The sequence below is a fragment of the Sandaracinus amylolyticus genome, assembly GCF_021631985.1.
Classification (GTDB): domain Bacteria; phylum Myxococcota_A; class Polyangia; order Polyangiales; family Sandaracinaceae; genus Sandaracinus; species Sandaracinus amylolyticus_A.
This window is the reverse complement of sequence record NZ_CP070225.1, coordinates 1,745,435-1,765,034: the sequence shown is the minus strand read 5'-3', so window position 1 is coordinate 1,765,034 and position 19,600 is coordinate 1,745,435. Positions and strand designations below refer to the sequence as shown.

Here is a 19,600-nt window from a genome sequence, read left to right as displayed (position 1 = left end):
CCCGGGATTCACTCCCGGCGGGGGAGGGGCTGGGTCAGCCCCTCCGGAGACATGAGATGGCGGACCCGACGACGAAACGAAACGGCAAGCGAGCGCTGCGGCGATGGGCACGGCGATCGCTCACCGCGATCTTCCTGCTCGGCGTGCTCGCCGCGATCGTGATCGCGATGATGCCGCGGCCGATCGAGGTCGACACCGCGGTGGTGCGCCGCGGGACGATGCGCGTGACGATCGACGAGGACGGGCGGACCCGCGTGAAGGATCGCTACGTCGTGAGCGCGCCGCTCACCGGCAACGTCGCGCGCATCGAGCTGCACCCCGGCGACATGGTGCGGCAGGGCGACGTGCTCGCGCGGCTCGTGCCGCTGAGCCCTCCCCTGCTCGATGCGCGCACCCGTGCCGAGGCCGAGGCGCGCTTGTCGGCGGCGATGGCGCAGGAGCGTCAGGCGCGCTCATCCATCGAGCGGATCGAGACCGCGCTCGAGTTCGCGACCCACGAGGCGGATCGCGCGCGGCGTCTCGCGGCCCAGGGCGGCATCCCCGGGCAGCAGCTCGATCGCGCGGAGATGGAGCTGCGCACGCGGCGCGAGGAGCTGACGAGCGTGCAGTTCGGGGCGCGTGTCGCGACCCACGAAGTGCAGCTCGCGCGCGCGGCGCTCGGTCGCTTCGAGCCGCGGGTCGCGGCGGCGCAGCAGGAGTCGCTCGACGTGACCGCGCCGGTCGACGGAGTCGTGCTGCGCGTCGCGCAGGAGAGCGGCGGCGTGGTGCAGGCGGGCGCGCCGCTGCTCGAGATCGGCGATCCGTCGGCGCTCGAGATCGCAGTGGACGTGCTGACGAGCGACGCGGTGCGCATCCCGGTGGGCGCGCGGGTGGAGCTCGATCGCTGGGGCGGCGAAGGCGTGCTCGAAGGACGCGTGCGCATGGTCGAGCCCTCGGCGTTCACGCGGGTGTCGGCGCTCGGCGTGGAGGAGCAGCGCGTGAACGTGGTGATCGATCTCGACGCGCCGCGCGAGCGATGGGCGGCGCTGGGCGATGGGTTCCGCGTCGAGGCGCACATCGTGGTGTCGTCGGAGGACGGCGTGTTGATCGTGCCGAGCACGGCGGTCTGGCGGCACGGCTCGGGGTGGGCCGTGTTCGTGGTGCGAGACGGACGAGCGGCTCGGGTGTCGGTGGACACGGGGGCTCGGAATGGGGTGGACGTGGAGATTCGGTCGGGGGTCTCGGAGGGGGAAGACGTGATCGTGCATCCGAGTGATCGGGTGGTGGATTCGGTGCGGGTGTCGGGACGGTGAGGCTCCGGCGAGAGGCGCGGGGCAGTGGGTCCGCCCGCCCGGGTGCTCGCGGGCTGCTGTACGGAAGGCAGTGAGCGTCGGGAAGCGGTGGGCGCATCGCGGCGCGCGCGTCGCGCCGCTTGCCGCGATGCTGTGATCAGTCTGTGGTCGACGTCTGCGAGCCCCCGTCGCACGAGGGCGTCGGACCCACTGCCCCGCGCCCGGTACGGCGGTTCTGCCGTCTCTCTGGGTTGGGGTGAGATGGCTCGCGACCGATCCGCGCTGTTCGCGCGGCTCGGACGCTCGCGCGTAGCAGCGCGCGCTCCGCGCGCGACTGGAGCCGATTGGACGGACGCCCGAGTCGCGCGCGAAGCGCGTGACTCGGGCGATTGGGTGAGGTGGAGGGAGCACACGGCCACGACGCGCGGAGCGCGGCGGGGACGTGCGGGCGCGATTCTCTCCGTGGGGACTCGAGATCACGCCACCGCGAGAGACTCTGCGGGGACTCGAGATCACGCCCACCGCGGAGCAACCCCACCACGAGCGGCCCGCTCGACGAGACCCAGACGAAACAGCAGAGCGACGTGCGCGCGAAGCGCGCACCTGGAGCGAGTGCACACCGAAGCCACACGGTCAGTAGGACCCAAAGACCGTGTGACCTCGAGATCGCGCCCACCGCAAGAGACTCCGCGGGGACTCGAGATCGCGCCCCCGCAAGAGACCCTGCGGGGACTCGAGATCACCGCGGAGCAACCCCACCACGAGCAACCCGCTCGACGAGACCCAGACGAAACGGCAGAGCGAGGTGCGCGCGAAGCGCGCACCTCGAGCTCAGCCCGCGTCTTCTCGCGCGACGCGCAGCGCGTCGGTCAGGAACGCGAAGGCCTCGCCGATGCGGGGGTCCACCCGCGCCTGCGCCTTCACCAGCGCGTTCGCGTCGAGCAGCTTGCGCCACAGTGCGTCCTCCGCGACGAGGCGCGCGTCCTGGAGCGGGCGCAGCTTCGACTCGAGCGCCCGGCGCACCGCGTCTTCCTTGTCCGCTGCCCTGAGCGCGCGCTCGAGCTCGCGACGCAGCCGCGCGCGCGTGAGCCCGGTGAGCCGGACCTCCGGGTTCTCCTCCCAGACGCGCAGGAACGTGGTGATCAGCTCGGCGTAGTCGCGGCGCGGCTTGAGCAGACGCGCGCGTTCCGTCGTCGTGAGCGCGATCGGCGCGGTCGCGGTGCGCTTCGTCGCACGCTTCTTCGCGCTCTTCTTCGCAACCTTCTTCGTTGTCTTCTTCTTCGTCGCCACGTTTTCTCTCCCGCGAGCACGTTTTCGAGGCTCGCGTCGCGCAGATTGCCGAGAAAACAAGGCGATCGGCAACGTCACCAAACGGAGCAGCTCTCGGCTCCTGGCCCAGCTGACCTCGGCTCCTGGCCGAGCTGACCTCGGCTCCTGGCCCAGCTGACCTCGGCTCCTGGCCCAGCTGACCTCGGCTCCTGGCCCAGCTGACCTCGGCTCCTGGCCCAGGAGCGTGTCGCTCCTGCGCGATGCGATCACTCGACCAGCTCGAGCAGCGCGATGCGCTGCAGCACCGCCTCCGATCGCTCCACCTCGCGCAGCGCGCTCGCCATCCCGCGGCCTGCGAGCCTCGCGACGTGGGCGACCCGCAGCATCGGGTCGCGGCCGCGGCTCGGCGCGGCGAGCAGCACCAGCACCGAGAGCGGATCGGCATCGGGCGCGTCGTTCGCGAGCGGTCGCGCCAGCAGCACCACCGCGGCGCAGGGCTGCGCGCCCGCCACCGCGGCGCACAGCACGCCCACGCCGGCCCCCACGCCGGCCCCGACCTCCTCCTCGCGCGCGCGGAACGCCTCCGCGAGCACCGACGCGTCGGGCATGCGCGGCAGCGACGCGAGGCGCGCGCTCGCGATCTCGTACGCGTCCTCGAGCGCGTCGCAGTGCAGCCCGAGCACCACGCGCTCGTCGTCGAGCAGCGGCGCGAGACGATGCGTGCCCGCGTCGTCCTCGAGCGCGACCCGCTTCGGCCAGCGACGCGCGACGTAGCGCTGCACCTCCGCGAGCTCCTCCGCGCCGAGACCCCGCGACGCGATCTCGAAGAAGAGCGCCGCCGCCTGTGGCTCCTGCTCGAGGTAGCGCTCGACGAACGGGCTCACGCGATGCCCGACCTCGATCAGGAGGCTCGCGGGCAAGCCCAGCTCGGCCGCGATCGCCTCGAGGCGCTCGGGCGTCGGCGCGGCGTCGAGGCCGTGCTCCACGCGGCTCAGGTACGCGCTCGACACGCCCAACCGGCGCGCGAGATCGCGCAGGCTCAGACCCGACTCGAGCCGCAGTCGCCGCAGCGTCGTCCCCACGTGGCTCACGCACTCACCTCCGCCGGCCTCTCGCGCACGGCGTGCTCGTCCTCGGCCGACGCCGCGAGCGCGCGCGCGTCGTGCACCACCAGCACCGGCGCGCCGATGCGCGCGAAGAAGGGCGCGCGCTCGCTGCGCAGGCGCCAGTGCGCCGCGAGCCCGAGCACCACCAGATCGAACGAGCGCGACGCGGTCATCGCGAGCAGCGCGTCGCGCGGCGAGGCCTGGGACGCGCGCTCGCGCGACCACGCCTCGGGCAGCGCGCGCGCCGACGCACCGGCGCCCACCGCGAGACACGTGACGTGCGTGCCGGCGCGCGCGCCGAGGCGCCGCGCGATCTCGACCGCGACCCCGTCCTCGACGGCGCCGGCGTCGGCGACCAGGATGCGCGCGAAGCCGCCCTCCGGCACCGCGCGCTCGGCGCCGACGAGCACCGCGACGGTGGTGCGCGCGCGGCGCACGACCTGCGCGACCACACCGTCGAAGCTGCCCTCGAAGAACCAGGGCTCGTGGCCGCCGAGCAGGATCGCCCCGGCGCGCTTGGCCTCGGCGATGCGCACGATGTCGTCGGCCGGTGCGCTCGAGACGAACGCGAGCGCGCGCGCATCGAGGGCGAGCCCGCGCGCGGTGGCGAGGAAGTCGGTCAGCGCGGGTGGCGCGCCGCGGGTCTCGCGGCGGAGCTCGGCCGACGCACGATCGCTGGGCTCGGCGAGGTGCAGACCGAAGACGCGCGCGCCCTCGGCGCGCTCGCCGACGAGCGCATGCGCCGCCGCGGCGAGCGCGGGGCCGGAGCGCGGATCGGACACGCACGCGAGCACGATCTCGAGCGCCTTGGCGCTCGGCGGTGTCGCGCGCGGAGGCGCGTCGACGAAGCGCTCCTCGATCGCCGCGCGATCGGGGAACACCCAGCGCAGGAGCGGCGAGGTCGCGAGCGTGGTGACCAGCGCCATGATCACGAGCATCGTGAACACCGTCGTCGACACCACGCCGAGGTCGAGGCCGACGTTGAGCACGATGAGGCCCATCAGGCCGCGGGTGTTGAGGAGGATCCCGACCGCGCCCGCGTCGCGCCACGACCACCCGCTGGCGCGCGCGACGAGCGCGCTGCCGCCGAGCTTGGCCCCGGTGGCGAGCACGACGATCGCGGCGGTGACGAGCCAGTCGGTGCGCGAGTCGAGCAGCGCGAGCTCGGTGCGCAGGCCGCTGTGCGCGAAGAAGAGCGGGAGCAGGAGGCCGACGGTGATCGTCTCGAGCTTCTCGGCGAGCACCTCGGCGAGCGGGCCGTCCTTCGGGAGCACCGCGCCGACGAGGAACGCGCCGAAGAGCGCGTGCACACCGAGCAGCTCGGAGGTCGCGGCGACGAGCAGGAGCGGGAAGAGCACGGCGGTCACCGCGCCCGCGCCGATCGCGCCCTTGCGCTCGACGCGCCGCACCACGCGCACCAGCACCGGGCGCAGCACGAAGAGCATCAGCGCGACGAGCGCGATCGCGACCGCCGCGACGCGCAGCGCGTCGATCCACGCGGGCGCGCGGCCCGCAGCGAGCAAGAGCGTGACGAGGCACCACGCGCCGACGTCGTCGACCGCGGCGCACGCGATCGCGATGGCACCGACGCGCGTGGTGAGCAGGTGGCGCTCGGAGAGGATGCGCGCGAGCACCGGGAACGCGGTGACGCTCGCGGCCGCGGAGAGGAAGAGCGCGAAGGGTGCGAAGGCCGAGCCCGCGCCGTAGCGCGCGTGCAGCCAGGGCGCGCACGCGATGCCGAGCACGAGCGGCACGACGAGGCTCGCGATGCCGACCGCGATCGAGGTGCGACCGCGCCCGTGCAGGAGCTTCGGATCGAGCTCGAGCCCGACGAGGAACATGAAGAGCACGAGCCCGAGCTGGCTGAGGAGGCGCACCCCGTAGAGCGAGGCGGGCGGGAAGAGCCACGCCGAGACCGGAGGCGCGATCCACCCGAGCAGCGATGGGCCGAGCACGATGCCCGCGACCATCTCCGCGACGACGGCGGGCTGGCCGAGCCGCCGCGCGATCGGCGCGAGCGCGCGCGAGACCGCCAGGATCACCACGACCTGGAGGAGCACGCGCGCGAGATCGAGGCTGGCGGGAGGGCCCATTCGCGTCGGAGAGAAGGTGCCCGTGCGAGGCCGCGAATTGAAGGGCTACTCGGCGGCCTCACGGAGCGCGGGCCGCGGGACCGCAGCGCGCTGCGCGGCGATCTCGTGGGTGCGGAGGATGAGCAGCGACGCCTCGGTCTCCTCGGCGAGCCGCTCGTGCTTCACCCCGAAGATCGCGGGCTCGATGCCCCACGCGTTCGAGACGCCGACCACGACGAGATCGTGCTCGCCGCGCCGCGCCGCGGACACCACTGCGCCCACCGGATCGTCGCTGCGCACCTGCTCGAGCGTGACCTCGGCGCGCTGCGAGTCGCTCGCCGACGAGACCGCCGCGCGGAGCTCGACGTCGGTCGCCGAGGGAGTGCCGCTCGGCGGCACGATGTGGAGCACCGTGACCGGCACGCCGGTGGTCGCGCCGATGCGGCCCGCGGCGCGGAGCGCCGGGAGATCGCGCGCGAGGTCGCGGCACGGCACGAGGATGCGCGACCAGGGAGCGAAGCGACGCTCGAGGTACACCGCGACGTCCGCCGGCGCGTTCGTCATCACGTCGTAGACCGCGCCGCCGAGGATGCGCCGCGAGATGACGGGCTTGTGCCACCCGAGCAGCACCATGTCGGCGCCCTTCACGCGCGCGAGGTCGGCGATGTCGCGCCCCGGTCGCTCCGACGCGAACACGAGCGGACGCACCTCGACCGAGGCCTCCTGCGCGGCGCGCAGCATCGGCTGCAGTGCGAATTCCTGCGCCGGCAGGTCGGGCGTGCCCTCGAGATCGGTCACCGCGTGCTCGTCGCTGCGGCGCAGGTGCAGGCCGTAGACGCGCGGCCGACGACCGCTGGGCACGAGCGCGCGCGCGAGGCGCAGCAGGCCGGGCCCCGACGCGGGCAGGCTCACCGGGACGAGCACCGTGAACTCGTCGGGCTCGCTCTCGTCGCGCGCGGCCTCGCGCATCAGCCGCAGCGGGTAGAGCCACTGCAGGATCGGCGTCGTCATGAAGGTCGTGAGCAGCGCCATCATGACCATCATCGCGAAGAGCGCGGGCGAGATGACGCCGAGGTCGAGGCCGATCGTCAGGATGACGAGCTCCATCAGACCGCGGGTGTTCATCAGGATCCCGAGCGCGCTCGACTCGCGCCACGAGAGGCCGGTCATGCGCGCCGCGATGGTCGAGCCGCCGAACTTGCCGGAGACCGCGACCAGCATGATGAGGCCGAAGAAGATCCACATCTCGGCGCCGGTCACGAGGCCGATCTGGGTGCGCAGGCCCGCGTTCGCGAAGAAGATCGGGAGCAGGAACACGACGGTGACGTGCTCGAGCTTCTCCGCGAGCTCGTGCACGAGCCCCTTGTCCTTCGGCATGACCGCGCCGATGCAGAACGCGCCGAAGAGCGCGTGGATCCCGAGGTACTCGGTGGTCCACGCCGACGCGAGCGCGATGAGCAGGACGACCGCGAGCAGGTCCTGCGTGACCCGCCCGGTGTTGTGGTAGCGCTTCTCGATCAGCCCGAGCGCGGGACGCACCAGGAACACCATCGCGAGCACGTACGCGACGGTGCCGGCGAGCGTGATCCAGAGCGGCGTGTGGAGCGACTCCGCGCGCACGATCGCGATGACGACGGCGAGGATCGCCCACGCGGTCACGTCGTCGACCGCGGCGCATGCGATGGTCACCGCGCCGACCTTGGTGCGGACGAGGTTGCGCTCCTGGAGGATCCGCGCGAGCACCGGGAACGCGGTGACGCTCATCGCCGCGCCCATGAAGAGCGCGAAGCCGTCGAACGAGACCGACGAGTCCGAGAGCTGCGGATAGAGGTGCAGCGCGAGCGCCGCGCCGAGGAAGAAGGGCGCGATGATGCTGACGTGGCTCGTGACGAGCGCGGCGTGACCGCGGCCGCGCATCAGCTTCGGATCGAACTCGAGGCCGACGAGGAACATGAACAGCACGAGCCCGACCTGGCTCAGCGTGTTCAGGTGCACGAGGCTCTCGCGCGGGAAGACGAACGCGGAGACGTCGGGCGCGAGCCAGCCGAGCAGCGAGGGGCCGAGGAGGATGCCGGCGAACATCTCGCCGACCACCTGCGGCTGCTGGATGCGCCGGAACGCGGCCGCGACGATCCGCGAGACCACGAGGATCACGCCGATCTGGAGGATCAGGGTCAGGAGGAAGTGCATCGATGCCTCCGGATCACTCGGTGGGCGGCGTGGTTTCGAACGATGCGCCGCTGCACGGCTCGCACGACGCCGCACGGAGCGCGCCGCGGATCACCGCGCCGTCGACCTGCGCATCGACGACGATCTCACGGCCCGCGCACGGGCCCGACGAGGGGAGCCACGACGCGCGGATCTGCGAGCCCGCGAGCTGCGCGTCGGAGACGGTCGTGCCCGCGCGGAGCTGGAGGAAGCGGCCCGATTGCTGGACCGTGATCGCGTCCTCGGCGCCGAGGCCGAGGCATGCGCGTGCTTCGTCACCGCGGAGCGTCCACGCGCCCGCGACGATCGGTGGTGCCTCGAGCGATGCGCCGGCGCGCATCACCACGAAGAGCCCGGCGAACGGAAGCCCGACGAGCACGAGGTAGGCGATCATCGATCGCCATGCCGTGCCGCGCGTCGGTGGCGTCGACGGTGCCTTCGACGAGGTCGTGTGCTCGGGCGGGCGCTGAGGTTCGCTCATGTCCGTGGCCTTGCGAGAGGTGATAAGGTTTCGCTTATCAGCGTGCCGAGAGGGGGTCAAGGAACGAAAAGCCCAGCGACGTGGGCGAGTCGTGCTCGCGTCGATGTGGGCAGCGCGCCGAGGCGCAGCCGTACACCCTGGCGTTCCAGCTGCGACCTGCGATCGCGCGATGCCGACGTTCGGCGCGCGTGTCGAGCGCGGCGATCACGTCATCGCGATCGAGCTTCTCGTGCAGCAAGACGAGCGCGAGACGCGCTCAGCTCTTCTCGTCGCGGATGCGGGCGCGCAGGGCTTCGAGCTCGTTCTCGATCTGCTCGTCGCGCGAAGGCGGCTTCGGCGCGGCAGCGCTCGGCGCTTCGCGCCGCTCCGGGCCGATCGCCTCGAGACCGTCGGGGAGCCCGGCGATCGCACGTCGTGCGGCCGGGTCGCGCACGATGCGCTGCACGATCGCAGCGACGCGCTCCGCGCCCCGATCGATCGCCAGCGCCGCGAGCGCGGCGCGCGAACGATCGATCGACGCCCGCGAGCACGCGTCGTCGATCGCGACCGCGAGCGTCGCGTCGTTGACGACCGTCGTCGCGAGCCCTTCGCCCGCGAGCGCGCGCGCCGTGAAGAGATCGGCGGGTCGCGGCGGCGCGAGGATCGGCGCGGCACCGTGCGCGAAGGCGCGTGCGAGCTCGGGGCCGTCGAGGCGCGCGACCACGCGATCCGCTGCGGTCCACGCGAGCGATGCGGTCGGCCCCTCCGCGAACATGTGCGCGGGGAACGCGACGCGACGGCGTAGCGCGCGCGCGGCCTCCACGTCCTCGGCGACGTCGAACGCGATGCGCACGCCCTCGCGCACCAGCGCGAGCTGGAGGAGCAGCGCGGTGAGATCGTCTCCGATCACCTGGGTCGGCACGATCACGAAGGGCACGTCCGCGTCGATGCCCAGCGCGGCGCGCGCCGCAGCGCGATCGCGCTCACCACGCGGCGCGATCCACGACGCGACCTCGACGCGCGCCCGCGGCGCGCCGAGCGCGATCACGGGATCGACCAGCGACGGGTGCGCGACCAGCACGTGGTGCGCGCTCGCGATCACGTCCTCCCAGCGGGGATCGAGCCAGCCGATCCACGCGAGGCGCAGCGCGACGTTCGCCTCGTGCGCGCGCGCCAGCGACTCGGGATCGAGCGCGATCGCCGCGGTCGCTCCGTCCACGTCGCGGCGCGGCTCGAGCGCGGGCAGCGCGATCACCGCGTTGCCTTGCTCGGGCGTGTCGGCGTCGGAGAGCGCCTCGGCGAGGGCGTCCGCGATCGCGCGCAGGAAAGGTCCGCGCCCCGACTCGAGCACTGCGATCATCGCTGGCCCTCCTCGTCGTCGTCCGCGTCTTCCTCGTCGCGCTCGGGCGGCACCGGCGCGTCCGGCGAGGTCGGCAGCGTGGGCCCGGCGTCGTTCGCGACCGGCGCGGCGTCCGACGGAGGCGCCGCGGCGACCGGGATCACCGGCGCGATCTCCTGCGCGATGTCGGGCACCGAGGCGATCGGCGCCGGCGGCTCTCCGGCGGGCGCTTCGGTGCGCTGCACGACCTCGGCGACGCGCTCCACGCCCTGACCCTCGAGATAGAGCGGCGATTGCTTGTACCAACGCAGCCCGCGCACGACGAAGATCTTCACGACCGCCGCGGCCGGGACCGCGAGCAGCACGCCGAGGAAGCCGAAGAGCTCGCCGCCGACCATCAACGCGACGAGCACCCAGACCGCGGGCAGGCCGACCTTGTCGCCGACCACGCGCGGCACGATCACGAAGCCCTCGAGCCCCTGGCACACGAGGTACGCGACGACGACCAGCGCGGGCTTCATCCACCCCGTCCAGTCGACCACGCACATCAGGAGCCCCATCGCGAGGGCCGAGCCGCTGCCGACGTAGGGGATGAACGCGAGCAGCCCCGCGACGAGCCCGATCGGCACCGCGAGCCGCACGCCGACGAGCGAGTACGCGCCCGCGTAGAGCACGCCCATCGCGAGCATCACGAGGAGCTGACCGCGCACGAACTGCCCGAGCACCGCGTCGATCTCGCTCGCGACCTCGACGACCCACGGGCGGATGCGCGGCGGCACGAGCTCGCGCGCGCCGACCGTCATGCGATCGAAGTCGTAGAGCAGATAGAACGCGAGCACGGGGACGATGAGCGCGCTCGCGAGCGCGCCGATCGCCGACGCGGTGCCGCCGAGCACGAAGCGCAGCACCGCCTGCGCGGGCGCGGCCGCGTGGCTCGCGAGCTCGCCGGGGGCGATCTCGAATTGTGCGAGCGCCTCCTCGAGGTCGTGGGGCACCGGGATGCCGCGCGCGGTGAGCCACGGCTCGACGCGTGCGAGGAGCTCCTGCATCTCGCCGGGCAGCTCGGTCGCGAAGTGCACGACCTCGCGCACCATGCCCGGCAACACCAGCAGCGTGAACACGACCATCACCGCGGCGACGATCGCGAGCACCAGCGTGATCGCGGCACCGCGCGGGACGCCGCGCGCCTCGAAGCGATCGACCAGCGGATCGAGCAGGTACGCGATGCCGAGCGAGAGCGCGATCGGCGTGAGCACGCCGCGGAGCACGTACACCGTGCCCCCGACCGCGAGCAGACCGAGCAGCACCACGAGCCACCGCGGGAACATCGCGGTCCTCGCCGCGCGCCCGCTCCCGTCCGTCCCCGCCATCGCGTCTGCTTCTACCAAATCCGCGCTCGCAACGCGCGTGCGGGCTCGTTTACGCTCTCCGCCAACACCGGAACGTTGCAGCAAGACCTGCAATGCAGAGAGGCTCGATGCTGCGTCTCGATTTCTACGTCCAGCACCTCGTTCGTCACAACGCGCGCGAGGTGATGCTCGCGTCGGGCGAGCCGGTGCGCTTCCGCTTCGCGGAGGGCGACCGGGCGTCGAACACGGCGATCGAGCACGCGCAGGTCGTGCAGCTGGTGCAGGAGGCGGCGCCGCCGACGTCGATCGACGAGCTGCGTCGCACCCGCAAGACGTCGTTCCAGCACGCGGCGATCGGCGGGATCCTGGTACGCGTCGAGGTCGATGCGGCGCAGGCCGCGGAGTGGCGCGTCGTGGTGCGGCCCGAGAACGACGGGGGCGCGATCGAGATCGAAGAGGTGACGCGGCCGGGGCGGCCCAACGCGGAGCGCGTGGAGCGCATCACCGCGGAGCGACCCGCCGTGGAGCGGACGACGGTGGAGCGCACGACGGTCGAGCGGACGACGGTGGAGAAGCCGACGATCGCGCAGTCGCCCGCGGCGCGGATCGGCGGCGCGCGTCCGGCGGCGGCCGAGCCGAAGAGCGATCCCAAGAGCGGCGAGATCCGCATCGAGCCCGGCCACGCGAAGAACGCGATGGGCGCGGCGGGCAAGCGCGTCGATGCGGTGCCCGGCGAGCCGAAGATCAACCACTACCTGCGCATGATGGTCGCGTGCGGCGCGAGCGATCTGCACCTCTCGAGCGACGTGGTGCCGATGGTGCGCCGCCACGGCGAGATGACGCCGCTCTTCGATCGCGCTCCGATCCCCGATCGCGAGATGCGCGAGCTGCTGATCGAGATCGCGCCCGCGCGGAACAAGGAAGAGTTCGGCGCGAAGAACGACACCGACTTCGCGCACACGATCGAAGAGGTCGCGCGCTTCCGCGCGAACTACTTCATGGATCGCAAGGGGATGGGCGCGGTGTTCCGCCAGATCCCGTTCGACATCCTGCCGCCCGAGAAGCTCGGCCTGCCGCCGAAGGTGCTCGAGCTCTGCCACCTCTCGAAGGGCCTGGTGCTCGTCACCGGCCCGACCGGTAGCGGCAAGTCGACGACGCTCGCGACGCTGATCGACGTCATCAACAGCACGCGCAGCGATCACATCATCACGATCGAGGATCCGATCGAGTTCGTGCACCCGAACAAGATGTGCCTCGTGAACCAGCGCGAGGTCGGGGTGCACACCGCGGGCTTCAAGAACGCGCTGCGCGCGGCGCTGCGCGAGGACCCCGACATCGTGCTGGTCGGCGAGCTGCGCGACCTCGAGACGATCTCGATCGCGATCGAGACCGCGGAGACCGGCCACCTCGTGTTCGGCACGCTGCACACGACGAGCGCGCCGAGCACGGTCGACCGGATCATCGACCAGTTCCCCGCCGATCGTCAGGCGCAGATCCGCACGATGCTGAGCGAGTCGCTGCGCGGCGTGATCGCGCAGATGCTCTGCAAGAAGAAGGGCGGCGGGCGCGTCGCGGCGTACGAGGTGATGATCGCGAACCCCGCGGTGTCGAACCTCATCCGCGAGGGCAAGACGTTCCAGCTGAAGAGCGTCATGCAGACCGGGCGCAACCTCGGCATGCAGACGATGAACGATCACCTGATCGAGCTCGTGAAGGCCGACAAGGTCGAGCCGCTCGAGGCGTACATGAAGAGCAACGACAAGCAGGTGATCAAGGACCTGCTCGCGAAGGCCGGCTTCAAGCTCGACCTCGGCGGCGTCCAGGAGCACTGATCCTTGCCAGAGTGCTCGTCCCGCAGGTCCCGGACGGGAGCGCGCGAAGCGCGCGGACGGTAGGGACCGGCGGGCGAGCCGAGATTTCGAGTCAGGGCACTTCGAACGTGACGCCGAGCGAGCCGCCGTAGGGCGTGGGCGCGCTCGCGACGTGCACGCCGACTCCGATCGCGACGCCCGCGACCAGCGCCGCGCCGCCGCCGAGGATCGCCCAGAAGATCGGATCCTCGATCAAGCTGGTGTCCTCGTCGCGCGCCGGGGCCTCGACCGGCATCGTCGTCGCGAGCGACGTGGTCGGTGCCGCGGGCTCGACCGGCGCGAGCTCGATCACGCGCTCCACGTCGGCGCCCGGGCGCAGCGCGATCTCGTGGCGCTGATCGACGTATCCGGGCGCGCTCACCACGACGACGTGGTCGCCGGGATCGGCGATGGTCGTGCGCTCCGCGCCACCTTCGAGCGGAGCGCCGTCGAGCGCGACGGTCGCGTCGTCGGGGTCGACCCGCACCGTGATGCGCGCGAGCCGCGCCTCGGCATCGACACGCAGGCGCATCGCCTCGCGCCGATCGACCTCGTCCGCGACGGGATCGCTCGTCGCGAGGTACTCGTCGATCGCTGCGATCGCAGCGCGCAGCCGTCCGAGGCGATCGAGCGCGATCGCGATGTTGAAGAGCGTGCTCGGACGCGCGACGAGCGCGCGCGAGCGGCGGAACGCGTCGAGCGCCTCGGCCCATCGCTCGTCGCGGCTCGCGCGGACGCCCTGCTCGAAGAGCGTGCGCGCCTCCAGCGTGCGCAGCTCGTCGGTCGAGGGCGCGGTGTCGGTCGCCGGCGCATCCTGCGCGTGCGCCGACGACGCGACGGCGAGCGCGAGCACGAGCGTGATCGCGAAGGCGCGCGTCACCACTCGGTCCTCACCGACGGCCGCGCCCCTTCGTCCTGCTGCGGCGCGCTGGGCGCGACCGGCGTGGGCTCGCTCGCGGTGCTCGGGCGTCCTCGCGGGCGGCGCGTGGCGGGCTCGGGGTGCGGCGTCGTCGCGATCGTCGGGGTCGCGACCGGCGCCGTGATCGTGGGCGTCGTGACGACCGCAGCATCGAGCGCGTCGGTCGCCGCGTCGTCGGCCGGGGTGGGCGCGATCGCCGCGCTCGGCACGCTCGGCGCGCTCGTCTCCGAGCTCGCGGTGCGGGCCGACGAGGACGCTCCGAGCGCGTACGCCACGCCCGCGAGCACCACCACGGCGATGCCGATCGCGGCGTTGATCCACGTGCGGCGCCGCGGCGGGAGCTGCACGCTCGGCGCGGGCACGACCGACTGCTCGGCGCGCCGTCCCGCGGGCTGCGACTCGATCGTCGGCGCGCTCTCGATCGCGGATCGCTCGGCCGAGCGCTCCGACGAGGCCACGTGCAGCTCGATCGGAGCGAGGTCGCCGGTGCGCGGCGGCGCGGGCTCGCTCGACTCCTCCGGCACCTCGTCGGGGATCGCGATCCCCAGCGCGCCCGCGGCATCGCGCAGCGCGTCGCGCATCACGCGCGCGTCGAGGAACCGCGCCGCGGCGTCGCTCTGCATCGCGTGCTCGATCACGCGCACGAGCGGGCGCGGCACGTCGGGCGCGACACGCGCGAGCGTCGGCGGCGTGCTGGTCATGATCTTCACGAGCACGCCGGTCGCGGTCTCGGCCTCGTAGGGCAGCTTCCCGCTGAGGCACTCGAAGAGCAGCACGCCGAACGACCACACGTCGCTCGCCGGGCCGATCTCGCCCGAGCCCGACGCCTGCTCCGGGGACATGTAGTGCGGCGTGCCGACGATCGCGCCGGTGCGCGTGCCCGGGGTGCCGCTCGTGTCCTCGAGGATCTTCGCGATGCCGAAGTCGAGCAGCTTCGGGACCTGTCGATCTCCGCGACCGCGCGCGACGAACACGTTGTCGGGCTTCAGATCGCGGTGCACGAGGCCCTTCGCGTGCACGTCGACGAGCGCGTCGGCGACCGGGAGCACGATCGGCAGGAGCTCCTCGGGCGTCATCCGCTTGCGACGCCGCAGCAGCCCCCCGAGCGACTCGCCGTCGAGCAGCTCGAGCACCAGGTACACCGCGCCGTCGTCCTCCTGGCCCATGTCGAGCACGTCGACGACGTGCGGATGACGAAGCGCCGCCGCGGCGCGCGCCTCGCGCAGGAAGCGGCGCACGACGTTCGGATCCTCGGCGAGCGCCGGCTTGAGCAGCTTCACCGCGACCTTGCGCCCGGTCCACGCGTGCACGCCGGCGTAGACGGTCCCCATCCCGCCACGACCGAGGATCGCGGTGAGATCGTACTTGCCGGCGAGGCGCGTCCCGACGCGCTCGCGCTCGGTCAGGATCGGCATCGCGTCCGCCGCGCGATCCACGTCGCCAGCGCGATGAAGACGAGCGCCGACGCGAGCGGCGGCGCGCCCTTCCCGCGGCCCGGTGCCGCGCACGCGCATCCGCCTTCGGTCTCGGTCTCGCCCGTGCTGGCCGTGCCGGCATCGTCCGATCCCGCGTCGCCTTCCGGCACGCCCGCGTCATCCGCGCCGCCCGCGTCGACGGTGCCCGCATCGGCCGAGCATCCGGCGATCACGACGTGCTCGCACCGCGACGCGGTGCACGCGTCGGCGGTGCACGCATCGCCGTCGTCGCAGTCCGTCGTGCTCGCGCAGCAGCCCTCGATCGGCGTGTGCGTGCAACCACCGCTGTCGGCGCACGCATCCGCGGTGCACGCATCGTCGTCGTCGCAGTCGTCGCTCGGCACCACCGGCGCGCACACGCCCGACGTGCATGCATCGGCGCCGTTGCAGCTCGCGCCGTCGTCGCACGTCGCGCCCTCGTCGAGGTGCACGTCGAGGGGGCACGTCGTCGACGAGCCACTGCACGTCTCGGCGACGTCGCAGGGATCGACCGCGGCGCGGCACACCGTCCCTGCTTCCGCGCGCGCGTCACTCGGGCACGCGCTCGAGCTCCCGTCGCACGTCTCGGGCGCGTCGCATCCGGCGACCGCAGCGCGGCACGTACGGCCGCTCGCGACGGCACCGCACGCTCCGTCGACCGCTGCGCCCGCCGCGACGCTGCACGCCTGACAGTCGCTCGGCCCGCCGCCGCAGAGGTTGTTGCAGCACACCCCGTCGACGCAGAACGTGCTCGCGCACTGCGATCCCGCGGTGCACGCCTCGCCGTCGGCGCGCGGCTCGGAGACCTCGTAGACGTAGACCGCACCCTGATCGACCGCGGTCGCGCTCGCGTCCTCTTCGGGCGCACCGACCGCGATCGTGCTCCCGTCGAGCGCGACCGACTGGCCGAAGCTCTCGGTGCGAACGGTGCCCGTCACATCCGAGATCGCCGACCAGCTCGTGCCGGCACGCGCGTACACGTACGCGAAGCCCGGCGAGCGCCCGAGCGAGGGACGCGTGAGCCCGGGCGCACCGACCACCGCGATCGTGCCCTCGAGCGCGACCGACGCGCCGAACTCTGCATAGGTCGTCCAGTCGGTGGCGGGCACGGGCAGCAAGCGCGCCTCGTCCTCCCACGCGCCACCGCGCAGCACGAACACGTAGGCCACGCCGCGATTCGAGATCAGGCCCTCGTCGTCGTCGGCACCGGTCGCGCCGGCGATCACGCGATCGCCGTCGATCGCCACCGACTGACCCACGTGCTCCCACGTGCGCTCGGGCTCACTCGCGAGCCGCGCTTCCTGCACCCACGTCGTCGCGCCGCTGCGCACGAACACGAACGCCGCGCCGACGTTCTCGCGCAGGTAGCCCTCGTCGTCGCGCGTGAAGCCGTCGTCGTACGGCGCGCCGACGACGATGCGCGTTCCGTCGGTCGCGACCGAGGTCCCGAACGAGTCGTTGCTCGACACCGTGTCCCACTGGAGCGTCGCCTCCGCGGTCCACGTCGTGCCGGTGCGCACGTAGGTGTACGCGCCGCCGCCGCCGACGAAGAAGTTGCGATCGTTGTTCGCACCGACGACGAGCAGGTCGCCCGCGATCGCCACCGAGGACCCGAACCGCTCGCCGTAGGTCGTGGGCGCCGGGTTCTCGATGCGCTGCTCGTGCATCCACGCGCCCGACGCGGCGCGGCGGAACACGTCGACCGCGCCCGCCTCGCCGTACATCGGGTGATCGTCGTTGGGCGACGCGATCACGATCGTGTCGCCCGAGATCGCGACCGCGCGGCCCGCGTCGTCGTCCGCGAAGAGCGCAGGCGGCGTGAGGATCGTTCGCTGCACCCACGCGCCGGCGCCGTCGCGCTCGAACACGTACGCGGCGCCGCGATCCATGCGGTACGGCGCGCCGACGACCATCACGTCGCCGTCGAGCGCGACGCTGCGCCCGAGCTCGTCCTCGGGCATCGCGTCGCTCGCGGTGAGCACCCCGCGCGGCGCGGCGATCACCGGATCGATCACGATCGGCAGCGCAGCGCCCGCATCGTCGATCAGCAGGCGCACACCGCGCGCGTCGCGCTCCATGCGCGCGACGAGCTCGACGCCGCGCGCATCCCACGCGCGCAGTCCTTCGTACGCGAGCGACTCGCGTCCCGCATCGTCGCGCACCCGCGCGCCGCGCTCGTGCACGTCGAGCGACGTCGCGCCCTCGAGCGCCACGACCACCTCGAGCGCGCCCGCGCCCGCCGGCACCTCGTGCACCGCGATCGCGTGCTCGATCCCCGGCGCGCCGTGCACGAAGAGCTCGTCGACCGCGCCGCGACGCGCGTGGACGCGCGCGCCCTCGACCTCGACCGTCGCGACCTCGTCGAGCGCCACGCGCGCGTCGCCGCGCGCGATCTCGATCACACCGACCGACACCACGGCCTCGCCCCACCGCACCGCGAGGCGATCGCCCGACCACGTCGCGTCCGCGTCCTCGCGCACGAAGCGCCACGACGTGCCGAGCGCGCGGGCCGCGAACCGTGGCTCCGGCGCGACGAACGCGGGCGCGAGGTGCGCCTCGATCGGGTCGAGACCATCGCCGTCCGCCGTCGCGGCGGGGCCGGTGCTGCACGCGCCCGCGAGCGCGACGAGCACCACCACCGTCGCGCTCGCACGCCCCCCGGCGCCGGCGACCATGACTCCCCCTCGGCTCGCGAACATCGAACGTCTCCCTCGCGCGCTCGCGCGGGACCGCTTCCCACCTTGGCCAGCGGCCGCGCGCGCGAGTATAGAGGTCTCTCGCTCGCATGCGATCCGTGCGCCGCTCTTCGTCTCGATCCGTGCTGGCCGCGTCGCTGATCGCGATCCTGTCGAGTGCCTGCCACGCGCCGCTCACGCAGCTCGTGGTCGTCGTCGAGTCGGACCTCGCGCCTGCGCAGATCGCCCGCGTTCGCTTGGAGATCGACGACGAGCGACACGAGGTGAGCGTCTCCGGCGCAGGAGCGCAGGGCTTGCCCTTCTCGTTCGGCGTGCGCGCACGCGACGGACATGCTGACCAGACGGTCACGATTGCCGCGACCGCGCTCGATGACGACGACGCGATCACCGTGAGCACGCGCGCGATCGTCCCGTTCGTCCGCGGAGAGACCCGGCGCGTCGTGCTGCGCCTCGAAGCGGGATGCATCGGTCGCACGTGCGCCGATGGGCAGACGTGCCGCGCCGGCCTCTGCGAGGCGCTCGCGATCTCCGTCGCGGATCTCGATCCGGTCGCGCCGGGCGACGAGCTGCGCGATCTGCCGCCCTTCCCCGACGCGGCCGACGCCGGCGTCGACGCGGGTCCGTCGTGCACGCCGTCCTGCGCGCCCGACGAGACCTGCACGCGCGAGGGATGTCGCTGCGGCGCGCGCGCGACGTGCGGCGCGGACGCGCTCTGCGACGAGGGCGAGTGCGTGCCCTGGCCGCGCAGCTGCGACGCGATCGGGCGCGGCCCGGGGTGCGATCTCGTGGCGATGCCCGGCGGCACGTTCTCGATGGGCGACGAAGAGGCCGCCACGTCGGGCGGGACCGGTGCGTTCCCCGAGCAGCCCGGCGTGCGCGTGAGCCCCTTCGTGATCGACGCGTACGAGGTGAGCGTCGCGCGCTTCCGCGCGTTCTGGGACGCCGGACATCCGGCGCCGAGCGCGCCGGTCGCGTACCCCGGCGGACGCACGATCGCGCTCGACGGTCCCGTGGTGGACCCGATCGATCGCGAGCTCGAGCCGGAGTGCAACTGGTCGGACACCCCGGGCGCGCTCGAAGCGCATCCGATGGACTGCGTGACGTGGTCGACCGCGCTCGCGTTCTGCGCGTGGGACGGCGGGCGACTTCCCACCGAAGCAGAGTGGGAGTTCGCGGCGCGCGGACACACGCTCGGAGGGCTCGCGCCGAGGCGCGACTTCCCGTGGGGCGACGAGGCCCCCAGCGGCACCGAAGGCGGCGGGTGTGATCGCGCCCAGGCGTTCGTGTGCGCGGGGCGCGACGGCGCGTGGACGCGCGAGGTCGGATCGTTCGCGGGCGTCGCGGGGGTGTTCGATCAGATCGGGAACGTCGGCGAGCTGACCGCCGATCACTACGACTTCTACGGCGTCGGCGAGGGCAACTGCTGGCGCGGCACGATGCCGCTCGATCCGCTCTGCCGTCGCACCGGCGAGGGGCTCGAGGTCACGGTGCGCGGCGCGGGATATCCCGCGGTGTTCATCAGCACGCTGATGAGCGCCGCGCGCGGCTCGATCGCGACCGACGGCGCGTACCCCGCGATCGGCTTCCGCTGCGTGCGGTGATGGACG

The 19,600-nt window shown here is 73.0% G+C and carries 14 protein-coding genes; 3 read left to right on the top strand and 11 right to left on the bottom strand.

Features of this window, described 5'->3' with window-relative positions; all coding sequences use genetic code 11:
* Positions 1–56 precede the first annotated feature (56 nt).
* Positions 57–1,292, top strand: a complete 1,236-nt coding sequence (locus I5071_RS07260; RefSeq protein ID WP_236604670.1) for an efflux RND transporter periplasmic adaptor subunit — start codon at positions 57–59, stop codon at positions 1,290–1,292.
* A gap of 810 nt (positions 1,293–2,102) precedes the next feature.
* On the opposite strand, the gene I5071_RS07255 is transcribed toward I5071_RS07260, so the two are convergent.
* The 8 genes from I5071_RS07255 to I5071_RS07220 form a co-directional block, all read right to left on the bottom strand.
* Positions 2,103–2,639 carry a hypothetical protein gene (locus tag I5071_RS07255; RefSeq protein WP_236604669.1) on the bottom strand — a complete coding sequence of 179 codons (537 nt, stop codon included), beginning with the start codon at positions 2,637–2,639 and terminating at the stop codon, positions 2,103–2,105.
* A gap of 167 nt (positions 2,640–2,806) precedes the next feature.
* Positions 2,807–3,631 carry a helix-turn-helix domain-containing protein gene (locus I5071_RS07250; protein WP_236604668.1) on the bottom strand — a complete coding sequence of 275 codons (825 nt, stop codon included), beginning with the start codon at positions 3,629–3,631 and terminating at the stop codon, positions 2,807–2,809.
* Positions 3,628–5,739: a cation:proton antiporter gene (locus I5071_RS07245; protein WP_236604667.1), complete on the bottom strand. Its 2,112-nt coding sequence runs from the start codon at positions 5,737–5,739 to the stop codon at positions 3,628–3,630. Before I5071_RS07245 ends, I5071_RS07250 begins: the two co-directional genes overlap by 4 nt.
* A gap of 45 nt (positions 5,740–5,784) precedes the next feature.
* Positions 5,785–7,908, bottom strand: coding sequence for a cation:proton antiporter (locus I5071_RS07240; RefSeq protein WP_236604666.1), 2,124 nt, complete (start codon positions 7,906–7,908; stop codon positions 5,785–5,787).
* A gap of 13 nt (positions 7,909–7,921) precedes the next feature.
* Positions 7,922–8,407: a hypothetical protein gene (locus I5071_RS07235; protein ID WP_236604665.1), complete on the bottom strand. Its 486-nt coding sequence runs from the start codon at positions 8,405–8,407 to the stop codon at positions 7,922–7,924.
* A gap of 37 nt (positions 8,408–8,444) precedes the next feature.
* On the bottom strand, positions 8,445–8,645 hold the full coding sequence (locus tag I5071_RS07230; RefSeq protein ID WP_236604664.1) for a hypothetical protein: 201 nt from the start codon (positions 8,643–8,645) through the stop codon (positions 8,445–8,447).
* 18 nt (positions 8,646–8,663) lie between these two features.
* A complete protein-coding gene (locus I5071_RS07225) occupies positions 8,664–9,746 on the bottom strand; it encodes a hypothetical protein (RefSeq protein WP_236604663.1) in 1,083 nt (360 codons plus the stop codon).
* Positions 9,743–11,095, bottom strand: coding sequence for an AI-2E family transporter (locus I5071_RS07220; protein ID WP_236604662.1), 1,353 nt, complete (start codon positions 11,093–11,095; stop codon positions 9,743–9,745). Before I5071_RS07220 ends, I5071_RS07225 begins: the two co-directional genes overlap by 4 nt.
* Before the next feature lie 107 nt (positions 11,096–11,202).
* On the opposite strand from I5071_RS07220, the gene I5071_RS07215 reads away from it, so the two are divergent.
* Positions 11,203–12,906, top strand: a complete 1,704-nt coding sequence (locus tag I5071_RS07215) for a type IV pilus twitching motility protein PilT (protein ID WP_236604661.1) — start codon at positions 11,203–11,205, stop codon at positions 12,904–12,906.
* A 91-nt stretch (positions 12,907–12,997) separates the two neighbouring features.
* On the opposite strand, the gene I5071_RS07210 is transcribed toward I5071_RS07215, so the two are convergent.
* From I5071_RS07210 to I5071_RS07200, 3 genes are read right to left on the bottom strand one after another with little or no spacing between them, the layout of a single operon-like run.
* Complete coding sequence (locus tag I5071_RS07210) at positions 12,998–13,804, bottom strand: PEGA domain-containing protein (protein ID WP_236604660.1); 807 nt, start codon at positions 13,802–13,804, stop codon at positions 12,998–13,000.
* Positions 13,801–15,279: a serine/threonine-protein kinase gene (locus I5071_RS07205; protein WP_236604659.1), complete on the bottom strand. Its 1,479-nt coding sequence runs from the start codon at positions 15,277–15,279 to the stop codon at positions 13,801–13,803. Before I5071_RS07205 ends, I5071_RS07210 begins: the two co-directional genes overlap by 4 nt.
* Positions 15,246–17,972, bottom strand: coding sequence for a hypothetical protein (locus tag I5071_RS07200; protein WP_236604658.1), 2,727 nt, complete (start codon positions 17,970–17,972; stop codon positions 15,246–15,248). The genes I5071_RS07205 and I5071_RS07200 overlap by 34 nt, the downstream gene beginning before the upstream one ends.
* Positions 17,973–18,115: 143 nt before the next feature.
* Between I5071_RS07200 and I5071_RS07195 the strand changes: the two genes are divergently transcribed.
* The gene (locus tag I5071_RS07195) at positions 18,116–19,594 is read left to right on the top strand and encodes a formylglycine-generating enzyme family protein (protein ID WP_236604657.1); all 1,479 of its coding nucleotides are present in this window, start codon (positions 18,116–18,118) and stop codon (positions 19,592–19,594) included.
* Positions 19,595–19,600 lie beyond the last annotated feature (6 nt).